The 12,563-nt window shown below is 66.1% G+C and carries 10 protein-coding genes and 1 pseudogene; 1 reads left to right on the top strand and 10 read right to left on the bottom strand.

The features are described 5' to 3' along the window. The 9 genes and pseudogenes from KIF24_RS00005 to KIF24_RS00040 all read right to left on the bottom strand — a co-directional run. Nucleotides 1-535 (bottom strand): ISAs1 family transposase (locus KIF24_RS00005; protein ID WP_230414671.1); only part of this gene is annotated, 535 nt, incomplete at its 3' end. 279 nt (nt 536-814) lie between these two features. Beyond that, nucleotides 815-1,396 carry a hypothetical protein gene (locus KIF24_RS00010; protein ID WP_221082181.1) on the bottom strand — a complete coding sequence of 194 codons (582 nt, stop codon included), beginning with the start codon at nt 1,394-1,396 and terminating at the stop codon, nt 815-817. Nucleotides 1,397-1,508: 112 nt separating this feature from the next. Then, complete coding sequence (locus tag KIF24_RS00015; protein WP_331461041.1) at nt 1,509-2,852, bottom strand: IS701 family transposase; 1,344 nt, start codon at nt 2,850-2,852, stop codon at nt 1,509-1,511. A 321-nt stretch (nt 2,853-3,173) separates the two neighbouring features. Next, nucleotides 3,174-4,341 (bottom strand): annotated as a pseudogene (locus KIF24_RS00020) (IS701 family transposase). Nucleotides 4,342-4,690: 349 nt separating this feature from the next. After that, entirely contained in the window at nt 4,691-5,188 is a 498-nt protein-coding gene (locus KIF24_RS00025) for a restriction endonuclease (RefSeq protein ID WP_221082183.1), read from the bottom strand. A 134-nt stretch (nt 5,189-5,322) separates the two neighbouring features. Then, the gene (locus KIF24_RS00030) at nt 5,323-6,324 is read right to left on the bottom strand and encodes a hypothetical protein (protein WP_221082184.1); all 1,002 of its coding nucleotides are present in this window, start codon (nt 6,322-6,324) and stop codon (nt 5,323-5,325) included. 324 nt (nt 6,325-6,648) lie between these two features. Next, nucleotides 6,649-7,143, bottom strand: a complete 495-nt coding sequence (locus KIF24_RS00035; RefSeq protein WP_221082185.1) for an SAM-dependent methyltransferase — start codon at nt 7,141-7,143, stop codon at nt 6,649-6,651. Nucleotides 7,144-7,175: 32 nt separating this feature from the next. Further along, a complete protein-coding gene (locus KIF24_RS31975; RefSeq protein WP_230414673.1) occupies nt 7,176-7,388 on the bottom strand; it encodes a hypothetical protein in 213 nt (70 codons plus the stop codon). Nucleotides 7,389-7,441: 53 nt separating this feature from the next. Further along, the gene (locus KIF24_RS00040) at nt 7,442-8,512 is read right to left on the bottom strand and encodes a hypothetical protein (RefSeq protein ID WP_230414675.1); all 1,071 of its coding nucleotides are present in this window, start codon (nt 8,510-8,512) and stop codon (nt 7,442-7,444) included. A gap of 974 nt (nt 8,513-9,486) precedes the next feature. On the opposite strand from KIF24_RS00040, the gene murC reads away from it, so the two are divergent. Beyond that, nucleotides 9,487-10,932 carry a UDP-N-acetylmuramate--L-alanine ligase gene (gene murC, locus KIF24_RS00045; protein ID WP_221082186.1) on the top strand — a complete coding sequence of 482 codons (1,446 nt, stop codon included), beginning with the start codon at nt 9,487-9,489 and terminating at the stop codon, nt 10,930-10,932. Between the two features lie 3 nt (nt 10,933-10,935). On the opposite strand, the gene KIF24_RS00050 is transcribed toward murC, so the two are convergent. Further along, on the bottom strand, nt 10,936-12,333 hold the full coding sequence (locus KIF24_RS00050) for a UDP-N-acetylmuramoyl-tripeptide--D-alanyl-D-alanine ligase (protein WP_221082187.1): 1,398 nt from the start codon (nt 12,331-12,333) through the stop codon (nt 10,936-10,938). Nucleotides 12,334-12,563: the final 230 nt, after the last annotated feature.

Raw genomic sequence — 12,563 nt, forward strand, 5'->3', positions numbered from 1 at the left:
TACCCTTGGCCTGCAGTAGCAGATGTGCTCCACGGCCGGTGATCTGCTCGGCGTGGCCGGTCTGGGTGTGCATGGCGTCGGCGACGAACAGGATATCGGTCAGGCTGCCGAGCACGGCCTGCACGGCGTCGAGCAGTGGGGTGAAGGCGGGAATCTCGTTGCTCTTCGTGTCGACGGTGACCTGGGCCAGGACGATGCCGGTGCTGGTGTCCAGCGCCGACAGCAGATGCGTCTGCCGGCCGCCACGCTGGCGTGCGCCACGCAGGGTCTTGCCGTCCACGGCGATCACCGTCCGGTAGCGGCGCGGCCGAGCGGCCACCGGTGGCGTCCGGGTGTGCAGCCAGCCGGCCAGAACCTTGCTGATCACAGTCGCGTCCAGGCGGATCAGCAGCCGCCACACCGTGGTGCCGGCCGGCACGCCCCGGGTGAACCCGAGCCGCCGCTGGTCCGCCTCGTCCAGGTCGTACAGCCAGTCGGCGATCGCGGCGAACGACGTGGCGCCGGCCAGGACCGCGCAGACCGCGACGGTCAGCAACGCGGCCAGGGATACCGCACCCCGTGCGGGTTGCGCGGGTCCGGGATCACGCTGACAGCGTCCAGGAGCCCACGACGTTCACCCTCGGTGATCGGCGGTGGTGGCGTCTCGCCGCTGGGGGTTGTCACAGTCAGTACGGAGATCAGGGATGATGACATCTGCGGGTGGAGTCCTCGGTGTCGTGCAGTCCTAGAGAAACTCCATGATCACCTTGAGGGCTTCACCCGCTTCAACCGCCTCCACACAGGCCAATCACCCAGCATCATCCCAGCTCACCGGCTAGCCGAGCGAGAACGCAACGGCCCTGGTACCAGACCGCCGTGCCAGCTTCGGTCGCCATACCTCGGGCTTGGGGTGAAAGGTTCGTCGGGCAATGCCTCTGCGGATTTCCTGTGGTGCCTTGGCCAGGAACTCCTCTATCGTCTCCAGCCCGTGCTTCCACCCGTTCACAAACGCTAGACAGTCATCAAGCCATGCACGCTCTAGCTTGGCTTGGCCGTGCCGACACCCCACAGGCCACCAGACGACAGGCCCACCCCAGTCATCGGAGAACGCCCAGTTTAGGAAACCTGGAACGGTCTCGCAGCGAGCCGCCTGTCCGAGAAACAGGTACCGCTGCCCGCCGGACGGGAGATCGATCCGGTACACCTCGGCCAGCTCGCATCCATGCGGAGGGCAGCGGACTATTAGTTCACGCTGCCGCCTGATCACCGCGTCAGGAAGGCTGCGGAACCAGACCGCCGCCTTGTAGACCCGAGCGTCGTACTCCTCGCGCTCTGCGGCCAGGTCACCGTACGACTCAAAGTTTGGATCTTGTTCGCCTGGCGCCAACACAAGAAAAAGTATGGCGAACAGCCGCAACCGGGCGCACTAGCTCCACGCCACCTGCGCCGGGAGAGCACCGGCCGCTCTCCCGTCCGCCTGACGCTGTCCGGCACGCTAGAGGCCACACTAGTACGGCAGCCGCCAATTGCTAGCTGACCAGGGCGTAGTTCCTGTTTAGGCGTGCGCGTTGGTGGAACCAGCGGGCGCGGGCTTGGTGTCGGCGTCGCCAGGTGAGCCAGTGTGTGTCGTGGCCGGGCGGCTGGGGGTGGTGGAGGGCGGTGGCGAGTATCCGTTTGACCTCGGGCACGGTCAGCGGGATCAGTCCGGGGTCGGCTGGTGGCGGCTGATCCGGTGTGTTCGGTGGCGGGGCCTGGGTGTCGGTGCGGTCGGCGAGGTGGGCGGCGGTGACCGCGCAGACGGCGAGGGCGGCCATGACCAGCACGGTGTGATGCTGGATCGCGGTGTAGAGGCGGGCTTGGCACTGGTCCAGGCCGAAGTGGTCCTTGCCGAACTCGAAGTCCTCCTCGACCGGCCAGCGCAGCCCGGCGGCGCGGATCAGCCTGGTCTTGGTCAGGATCTGTCCCTCGGGCACGTGGCAGTAGTGGAAGGCCAGTTCACCGGTGCGCAGGTGACGGCGCACGAGTAGATGGTGGCGGGGTGAGGCGGTGGCGAGCCACGCCCAGGCGTACCAGCGTTGTCCCTTCGACCCCGCCCCTGCCGAGCGGACCTCCCACCCGCGGTTGTCCCCGGCCAACTGGGTGACGGCCTGCGCGCAGGTCAGCCTGTCACCCGAGGGCAGGTCGATCATGAACGTGGAGGCGACTCGCAGCACGTACGCCTGCCCGCGAGTCTCGAAGAACTCCCGCAACTGGGTGCAGTTTCCGTACACCTCGTCGCCGCAGGCGACGTCGAAGCGCAGCCCGTCGGCGTATGCGTCCGCGCACAGGTCGATGGCCAACTGGCCCTTGGTGCGGAACTTCAACCCGGCCGGTAGTCCCATGCCGGCCGCAGCCTGCGCGTCGGTGATCTGCTCGGCCGGGATCCACTGACGCGCCCCGACCAGGGCGTGCCCGATCCGCTCCCGCACATACGACAGGTGCACCGTGTTGATGCCGTTGGCGACCCTGCCCGCGCACCCCATGTACTGCCGCTTCACCCCGGCCGTCGCGACGCCCTGCTTCGGCTGACCCGTCTCGTCCAACGCCCCCACGACCAGGCCACGCCGCCGCCGACGGCTCGCCGCCTCGTCCAGACCAGCAGCGGCGAACCGCCGCACCTGACTCATCGCGGCCGTCGTGTCCCACACCGCCCGGTTCAACAGCCGCTGCGTGCGATCCGGCGTGACATCCCCGACCTGCTCGGCGATGCTCCACCCGTTGCGCTTGGGCACCTGGCTGACCAGCGCCGACACGTATCTGCCCGCGTGTTGCCATGTCTGCGTCCGCACGAAACACGACCGCAGCCGCTCCAACAGGCCAGCCCGTGCCCGCACCGCCCGCCCAGCCGCTACCCTGCCAGCAGCAGCCGCCTTCGATCTTGTAGTTCTCACAAACACATGATCGACAGGCGGCTGCGTCCACTTCGCACACCCCACCACCGCATCCCGCCAGGTCAGACCGCCAATGGCGGCTGCCGTACTAGTACTGCTACGGCGGATCGTCACCTTTGAGTGCTGCGAGTCGTTTGTGGTAGTGGCTGGCTTTCGCTTGGGCTTGCCGGTGGCGGCGCCAGTGCGACCAGTGCAGCACGTGCTCGGCTGCGGTGCGTCCTTTGAGGACGAGATTGGTGAACAGGCGGCGGATCTCGTTGCTGCTCAGTGGGATGAGCGTGTCCGGGCTGTGATCGTCGCCCCCTTTTCGGGTTCCTTGCCGGTTTCGGTGGCGCGGGTGGCAGCCAGGAACGCGGCGGCGGTCATGGCGAGAGTGATGTGGGCGTACCAGGCGTCGTAGCGGCGGACCTGATACTGGTCGAGACCGACCTCGTTCTTCGCGGTCTGGAACGACTCCTCCACTGCCCACCGGGATCCGGAGACGCGGACCAGTTCCCGCAGCCGCGTGCCGCGTGGGCCGAAGCAGATGTAGTAGGCGATGTCGGTGGGGTCGCTGATGCTGCGTCGGGCAAGGACCCAGCCGCGGCGGCCGTGCGGGAACTCCCGGCGGATCGGCAGCCGCGCCCAGTCGTAGCGACGCGGGCCGTGCGCACCATCGCCGCACGACAGCCTGGTCCACGCACCGGCCGGCACCCTCGCGATGAGCTGGTCGACCCGGGTGGTGGTGAACAACCCGGAAGCGACTGCGTCGTCGCAGCGGGTCGCCATCACGTAGGCGACGTCCTGCTCTTCCAGCCAACCGCGCAGGCCGGGGTTCTGCCCGTACGCCTCATCGGCGGTGAACCACGCGAACGGCACCCCAGCGGCGATCGCCCTCTCCAGCATCGCCCGCGCCTGCTGCGGCTTGGTCGCGAACTCCACCTCGTCCGGCACCGCCGCAGCCCGGCACCGCCGCCGGTCCTCGGTCCACGACTTCGGCAGGTACAACTCCCGATCGATCAACGCCCGCCCCGAACCGGAGGCGTAGCACAGGAACGTGCCGATCTGACAATTCTCCGTACGCCCAGCCGTCCCCGAATACTGCCGCTGCACCCCGCCGACCGGGCCCCTTCTTCAGGAACCCCGTCTCATCGGCAACCAGCACCGCACCCGAGTCCCCGAGATGCTCCACCAGGTAGTCGCGGACATCATCACGGACCGCGCCGGCGTCCCAACACGGACTGCACAGCAACGCCTGCATCCCATCCGGTGACCGGTCGCCAGCCTGCTCGGCGAGCGTCCACCCGTTCCGGCGCTCCAACGGCGCGAGCAACCCCCGCACGTAGGCGAACGCCCGCTTCCGCGGCTCCACCCGAGAAAACCGGCCCGCGATCCGGGCGAACAAGTCACCCAGCTCGTCTTCCCACGACTCAACGAGCGCTACGCCAACCACAATCGACTAACGACCCAAAACCACCCAAAGTTGCTATCCGCCGTTGCAGTACTAGAACCTTGTGGAAGATCCGGAGGGGACGACATATGCCCTGGTCGGGAGGTGTGCGCCGGGCAGGATTCGAACCTGCGGCCTTGGGATTAGAAGTTGAATCCCTCAAGGGTTAGCTCGCCGTCATGAGTGGCTAGGGGTGTCTATCTGTCCAGGTAGACACCCCTATGCTTGCCGGTCCGTGTCGGCTCGTGATGCCGGGTCCGACGGTGTCCGGGCTCTCGACGGGCATACCTGCATCGACGGTCGGCGCGTAGTGCAGGCGTGGGTAGGTGGCCTCTGTAGAGCTGAACCCAATCTAGCGTAAACCGAAGCTGCGGACGAGATGAGGTCGCTCATTCAGTAGAAACTCCAAGCGGGCGTCATTCCAAACTTCGATTATTGGGCGCTGCCCACGGGAATTGTGTCGTTCAATCCAGGCGATGGCGTCAGAGGTAAAGCGTCCACTCGTTGCCAGAACAAGCACATCGAATGGCGGATTCTCCCAGTGACTGATGCTTACGATGGCCTGATTTGCGTCAGTATCACGGACGGCGCGTGAGAGCCAATGCTTGCACTGAATGGCGACTCGCTGTGAACTGTGCCCGCTCAATGGATCTTTGCGAAGGCGCACGGCACTCACATCGCGACCATGGTCGGCAGCGTTGGTATGCATAAGCCAGTCGACGTTTTCGTAACCTTCGGTCTCGACCACAAGCTGGAAGATGAGGCGTTCAAAGGCGGTGAAGTCAATCTTTTCCCATGCCAACTCTAGGCCCGCTCGCCTGACGGGAAGGTCAACCGGCGAATATGCCATAGCGTCTTCGAGTTGGAGTGCTCGGGAGAAAAGTATGTGCGAAATCGTCGACTGTGGTAAGCGTGAGTCTCGCCGATAAACGCTTACGTCCCAACCTTGGGCGTAGGCACGATCGACGTCCCCCGAGATTCTAGTTATTGCGCTGTTCGCGGCCTGCTTTGCAGGCACCCTTTCCTCGCCGCGTAAGCGGCGCTATCTCTTGCTGCTCGCCAGATGAAGTAGTACATCTGACCGATTGAGTACCAACGCAGCGCGTGGCGGAAAACCTCTTCTGTCCGCTGCCCTGGCGTAAAGTCGAGCCCATGCCGTTTGAGCATGTGAACCAAGTAGGCTTTACACTCCGACACCGCCAGGTCGAACCAGAAGTCCGAGAACTGGTCTGTCCAACGGTCGGGCCAGTTGTCCCGGGAGATTATCTGGGAAAGTCCCTTGAGGTATTCCCGTAGCCGAGTCTCCACATCGCCAACACCTGTCAGATAATAAGACGCGAGCATCGGATAATGTTGGTTGTCGAGCGTGCCATCATCCTTCCACACGAAGGCATCTGGTGACGAAGACGGATGTATCCGTAGAATCCCTTGATCGATGAGTGCTTTGAGCAGCTTTAGATTAAGGTCTGATGTAGGCGTTAAGGGGTTGCCTCGTTCCATGACTGGAACGGTAACTCCTTCAGAAACCTCTTCTCCGTCTTCGAATAATGCGGCCACCGCTAGAGCCGATGGCAGATCGAGATCCTCGGCGCGAATTGGTGCCTCGCCCTCCGCTACTTCGAAATGCTCGGAGATCGCAGCTTCCATAGCTGCCTCCGCTTTACGTCGGTCAGCTTCCAGCCGTTGCTTTTCTGATTCGACGCATGTCCGGCAACGGGTGGGCGCGAAGCGGTGGCCCGAGGTCCATTCCGAACGAGTTCTGTAAATGAATCCCCTGCCGCACTCAATGCAAGACTTGCTCGACGAGCGAGCATAGCAAGATTCCGAGACGGTCTTGCTGATCTTATGTGCGGGCTGTTTAAAGCGCTCTGATAATTCCTTCACCGTGAATGAAAATGAGCCGTCATCTTCGGTGGCCCAATACATCGAGCAGAGGTCAGCAAGTGCCGCATCCTCAGCGTCGACCTCGACCTCGAACTCCGGCACGAGACCTCCTGACCGTTCGGTAACTCCCCTTGGGGACTTACAAATACTCGGCGGGGGTAGGTTATGTTTCATTGTAATTCGACTGCTGCGAGTCATGTCAGCGGCCAGTCTGGCGCCGCTTCCCCTCGGAAGTCGAGTTTCACGCGAGTTGAGCTACAGGATACGCTAGCTGCAAGGTGCGTCCAAGTCCGCCGTCGCCGCATTGTGAGGGATAAGTGCTAGGTTGGCAGGGTGTTAGTGCTAGCGCTCGCGACTAGCTGTCGGGCGAAGTAACAGGTCGGAGTGGTATGCCCGTCCGAATGCTGTCGATCCTTCGGCTATTCGCTATTTCTGATTTTGAATCGGCGGCGCAAAGTACTGTCCCAACATCTGAGTTGCCCAGTCGGCTTGGTAAACTTCGCCTCGCGGACCGAACTCCGAGAACCAAGGCTTGATGTCAAAAACGGGGGTACCGTTTACCGCGTCCAGATCCTCAACGTGAAGGTCAAGGCCGTCAACTTTGATAAGGCGACACCGGGATACGCCTAGCCAGTTGATCCGGCGCATGTTGCGGTGGCCGAAGATGCCTACCTCGGGCCACTCGGGGTTGTCTCTCGGGCGGCGAGCGCCCAGATGCAGATCGGTGGGATCGGTGAGGTGGAAACGGAAGACGATTTCTAGGTGAGAGAACTCGTCAAGCCCTTGGGTGGCGGCCGGCGTGAAGCGCTCACCATCGATTCGGAGGATTGCGCGGCTACCGCCCCAGTAGTCGTCGGTCGGCTCGGTCCGCCCTCCGACGACATGCGCAATGGGCTCGACGGTGAAATATTCGGCTGTCATCGTAGCCTCCGGTCTTCTGGGTTTGCTGTCGCCTAGGCGAACGTTGACAGGTACGTCTTCGCTCGGACGTCGATGTCTCGGACCGCTCGGATATTGCGGCGCGTGTAGGGGGCCAGGATGGCACGCATGTCGGCAGCCACTTGGCGGGTGCGGCCCGAGCGGACGCCGTCCATCGCGTCCAGCGCCCGGGACCATGTGCCGCAGGCTTCTTCGATTTCACCCTGTCGTGCCTGCACTGCGCCCATGTACCCGAGGGTGACTGCATGGGTACGCGTGAAGGCCGAGGCTTTCCGGGTCCTCACGCTGCGGCGGAAGTGTCTCGCCGCGCCCGCCAGGTCGCCCGTGTCGCGAAGCGCGCAGGCAGTCTCATGAGCCATGCTGGCTTCCGCGAAGAAGAAGCCCTCCCGGGTTCGTCGTCGCCCTGGGTAGCCGAGGACAGGTCATCCTCGGCGCGGAGTAGCGCACGGGCTGAGCGTTGCTTCTCGCCGTTCACCGCCAGCGCGCGAGCGTAGACAACTCCGAGTAGTGCGCGCTCTCGTGAGGACGCGGATTCGTAGCGCTTGCCGTCGACGGAAGCCGCCGCCAGGTCGAGAGCGTGCTTGTGGTGTCCGAGGTCGACGGCCTGGTGCGCCATGGCGCGTAGGACGTGACCTGCCATCGATGGATTGTCGGCTTCGGCTGCCAGCTTCACCGCCACATTGAAATAGTGCTGGCCGACGTTGTGCTCGCCGTTGTCGAATGCCATCCAGCCAGCCAGATAAGCCAGTTCACTGGCGGCGGTGAACATGTCACGTCTCAGGGTCTCGTCGGCGTACCGTCCGCGTAGGTAGGTCGCCACGTCGGAGGTGAGGTACTGGACGACTGCCGAGCGGGCGTGTCCGCCACCCCGCCGTTGGTCGACGCGTGAGAACAGCGAAACCATGTCGATCACTGCCTCGACGTCGCCCTTGCTCACGTGCCGGCCGACTGCTGCGCCGCGTGTCTGGCCGCGCTCGGCCATGTGCGTCCACCAGCGATCGGACGGCAGCGCCAGTGCGGCGAGCGAGTAGGCGGCAGTGCTGAGAACGCGTCTGCGTTCAGCGTCCACGTCGACTCTCCCGAGTTCGGTTAGCGCTGACAGCGTATCGACCTGCCAACCGAGCATGTCCGCTGAGGACAGCGGTTGGCTGGGCAACCCGATCTCGTCGAGAGTGACGACCCGGCCTAGCTTTCGAGACAGTGCTTCACAGAGCAGCACAGGTGCGCGGCCCGAGGGCTTGGAGCCGGCGATCCAGTGGGAGACGTGGGAGCGGCCCACTCCGGCGAACTCGTTGGCGTTGCTCTCCTGGGCGACGCGGACCAGCGCTCGTGCAACCTCGGCGTGGGACATGCCTGCTTCCGCGATGACGGCTGCGAGCTTGGCGTTGCCGGGTCCTGGTTGCGGCACAGCGCACCCCCGCCTTTAGTCGATCTTTCACCACGTTCACCGCTTCGACGTGCGTCACAGCGTACCTACGGGCTGTGGTTTGCGATTCGCTATAGGTACGCAAGACAGCGGCCAACCTGGTGCAGATTAGGCCATATCGCCTCGGTCTTGCGTACCGGAGACCGCAGCGGGCTCCCCATTGCTACGAGCGGTGCGCGCCGTGGTGGTGGGCGATGGGCGGGGCACGCCGTGTGGCCAGCGTGGATGGATCTATGCGGCGTGCCCCACCCCCTTGGGGAGGCAAATCACGTGACGACTTACCTCGGTGGTGGTCAGGTCGACATCGCGCAAGCCGAGCTGAACCGGCACGCGGTATCGAGTGCGGATGGGCGGTGCATCGGCTGTGGGTCGCTCGGGTCCTGCTCTGTCCGTGACAGCGCCGTGCGGGTGTTCCGCCTCGCGCTGCGCCTACCGCGCCGGGTCCCGGGGGCAACGCGTCCGGAGTTGATCGGCGCACGACGGGTGGGCGGATCGCACTACTTCGGCGCAGCGCCACGGACCGCTGCTGAGCCGGCCTCTTCTCATGGATGACGACGATGACCTGATCCGTCCCAGGCACCGCCCGCACCGCTCGCGCCGCTTCCCCGGCGGCCGGCCATGCGCCTGCCCAACCTGCCGCACCGCGCGCAAGGGACGCCGGCCTTCTCCTGCGCCAATCTGGCCTACCTACTCGGCTTCTGGCCCCGTTTTCCCGCCTTCTGAGGCCGAGCCGGCGAGCGGGCCGGCGCAGATCAATTGGACTCGCGCGGCCGAGGTGGTGACCCGGGGCCATCTCGGCCGCGCACAAGGAATCGCACGAGTGGAAGGAGTCAATCCCTCTAGCACGTCCGCTCATGGCCCCAACTTGTCAGCTCTTACACCGAAGGAGACACGGCACCATGACCGACACGATCACTGGTAACCCGACAATCGAGGCGTATACCGGCCCGCTGGACCTGTCCCGCCCGCACTTCGTGGGCGTCGGCGGTTGCGCGATGTCCGGCCTGGCGCGGCTGCTGGCCGAGATGGGCCACCAGGTCAGCGGCAGCGACATCCACGACTCGGCCACCCTGGTGACCCTGCGCGCGGCTGGCGTCCTGGTGTACCTGGGGCACGACGCGGCGCACATCGAGGGCGCGAGCTGCGTGGTCTACACGACGGTTGCGCAGAACGCGCCGGAGGTCCGCGCGGCTCGCGTCGCCGGCATTCCTGTGGTGCACCGGGCGCAGGTTCTGGACAAGCTGGCCGCCGCGCGGCGGCTGGTGGCGGTGTCCGGGTCGCACGGCAAGTCCACCACGGCGGGCATGCTCGCCCACATCCTGCGCACCCTTGGGCAGGGCCCGACGTACCTGATCGGTGCCGACCTGACCGGGGCGGGCTCTGGCGCCCACCTCGGCGCGTCCCGGCTGCTGGTGGCGGAGGCGGACGAGTCGGATCGCTCGTTTCACTTCCTCACTCCGTCGATCGCGGTCGTCACGAATGTGACCGACGACCACCCGGAGAACTTCGTCAGCCACGCCGAGGTCCTGCGGGCCTACGTCGAGTTCGGCGGCCGGGTCGCGCCGTACGGCTTCCTGATCGTCAACGCGGATTGCGTTGGCGCGACGGTGGCCGCCGATGTGATCGCCGACGAGCGTCCCGACCTGACGGTACTGCGGTACGGCCGGGACCGGACGGCGGACGTACGGCTGTTGGACGTGCACGCCGAGGGCTGGAGTGCGTCCGCGACGGTGCGGATGCCGAACGGAACGGAGGTCCGGCTGACGCTGCCGACTCCGGCGGCGCACCACCTGGACAACGCGGCGGCGGCCATGGCGTGCGCGGCGGCACTGGGCTTGGACCCCGGCGACGTGGCCGGGGCGGCGTGCACCTTCGCCGGGGTGCGTCGGCGGTTCGAGCACATCGACACCCGGGCCGGGGTGACGGTCATCGACTCCTACGCCGACCACCCGCACGAGATCGCCGCCGACCTCGACGCCGCGCGGACTCTGGCGCGGGGACGGGTGTTCGTGGTGTTCCAGCCGTCCGGTCACGCCCGCGTCCTGGCCTTCGGAGACCGCATCGGCGGCCTCTTGGCGGACAAGGCCGATCATGTCCTGCTGCTCGACGTGCACGGCACTGTGCCGGCGGGGCGGCCGGTCGCGGACGGCACGGCCATCATGACGCGACTGCGTGACGGTTCCTACTGTCTGCCGCTCGGCCCGGACCACGCGGCCCGGGTCATCGCGCGGATGGCCGGCCGCGGTGACGTGGTGGTGACGATGGGAACCGGTGACGTGACCGGCTACGGTACGGCGATCCTGGACACCCTGAGCAACCGATCCGAGGTCGCGCTGTCCGCGTGACGGCTACGCCTCGGCGGTGACGGTGCCGGGCTCCTCGGTCAGCTTGTCTGCCAGTGCGAGGAGTCCGGCGCTGTTCGCGGCCTTGACCAACACGACATCGCCTGGCCGCAGCCCGCCGCGCAGCAGTTCCCATGCCTCAGCCACGTCCGCCGCCCGATCTACTGCGGTGCCGTTGCCGGCGGCTGCGATCGCGTACTGCTCGGCGTTCGTCGCACCGATCGCCACCAGCCATCCGGCCCCGATCTCGGAAACCTGCTGCCCGATCTCACGGTGTACCCGCGCAGCGTGGTCGCCCTGCTCGGTCATCTCACCCAACACCGCGACAGCACGGCGACCCTCCCCGGTCATCGCGTGCAAGGCTCGGAGCGCGGCGCGCATGGCGTCCGGAGCGGCGTTGTAGGCGTCGTTGATGACCGTCACGCCGTCCGCGCGAGTGATCACCTGCATCCGGCCCGGCGACATCGCCTCCGCCCGCGACACCGCATCGGCCACCGCATCGACCGGATGTCCCAGCCCAAGGGCGACCGTGGCGGCGGCAAGGGCGTTCGACGCCTGGTGCAGCCCATAGAGCCGCAACCGCACCTCGGCGGACTGGCCGTCGTGCACGAGCCGGAATCGGGCACGGCCCAACTCGTCCACGCTCACGCTCTCGGCGCGCACGTCGGCCGGTTGCTCGATGCCGTACCGGAGCACTCGGGCGACGGTGCGGGGCGCCATCGCGGTCACCAACGGATCGTCGCCGTTGAGTACGGCCAACCCTCCCTTGTCGGCGGAGGGCAGGGTTTCCACGATCTCACCCTTAGCCTGGGCGATGTTCTCCACCGACCCGAACTCACCGATGTGCGCGTGCCCCACGCGGGTGACGACGCTGACCGTGGGCGGGGCGATACGGGTCAGGTAGGCCACGTGCCCGATGCCCCGCGCTCCCATCTCCAACACCAGGTAGCGCGTGTCGGCGGTGGCTCGGGTGACCGTGTACGGCAACCCCAGCTCGTTGTTGTTCGATGCCCGGTTGGCCACCGTCTCACCCCACGCGGGCAGCACCTGGGCGAGGATGTCCTTGGTCGAGGTCTTGCCCACGGAGCCGGTCACCCCGATCACCGTGGTCTGCGGAAGCCGGTCCACCACCGCGCGGGCCAGTCGCCCGTACGCGGTGGGTACGTCCTCGACGACCACCGCCGGCACCCCGACCGGCCGTGACGCCAGCACCGCCACCGCGCCTGCTTCGATGGCTTGGGCGGCATAGTCGTGCCCGTCGACGCGCTCACCGGGCAGCGCCACGAACATCCCGCCGGGCTCCACGCGCCGGCTGTCGAACACCACCGGGGCTGTCACCGTCACCGGGCCGGCGGCGTCGTGGATGGCTCCGCCGACGACGGCCATGATCTCTTGCAGGCTCATCGGTACCACGTGATGAACCTACCGTGCCGGGCGAGCGGGGTGGGTGTCTCACCGATGTGTGTAGCCGGATCGTGGGGCCTGCCCGTCGACAGCTACTGGCAATAGGCCAACTGGCACGAGGCCAACCTCTGTCTGAGGTTGCTCACGAGGAGGTGTGGCGCGCTCAGGTGGCCGGTGACGACACGCCGATGATGGTGCTGCCGGTGGGTGATCCAGCCATGCCGTTCGGC

This window comes from Micromonospora tarapacensis, assembly GCF_019697375.1.
Classification (GTDB): domain Bacteria; phylum Actinomycetota; class Actinomycetes; order Mycobacteriales; family Micromonosporaceae; genus Micromonospora; species Micromonospora tarapacensis.

Bases quoted from the DNA above. Each gene is read 5' to 3' on its own strand.
- KIF24_RS31975 (WP_230414673.1), bottom strand. From the start codon at position 7,388: ATGGGCGCAGTGCAGGCACGACAGGGTGAAATCGAAGAAGCCTGCGGC.
- KIF24_RS00040 (WP_230414675.1), bottom strand. From the start codon at position 8,512: ATGTCCCACGCCGAGGTTGCACGAGCGCTGGTCCGCGTCGCCCAGGAG.
- KIF24_RS00050 (WP_221082187.1), bottom strand. From the start codon at position 12,333: ATGAGCCTGCAAGAGATCATGGCCGTCGTCGGCGGAGCCATCCACGAC.
- murC (WP_221082186.1), top strand. From the start codon at position 9,487: ATGACCGACACGATCACTGGTAACCCGACAATCGAGGCGTATACCGGC.
- KIF24_RS00025 (WP_221082183.1), bottom strand. From the start codon at position 5,188: ATGGCATATTCGCCGGTTGACCTTCCCGTCAGGCGAGCGGGCCTAGAG.
- KIF24_RS00035 (WP_221082185.1), bottom strand. From the start codon at position 7,143: ATGACAGCCGAATATTTCACCGTCGAGCCCATTGCGCATGTCGTCGGA.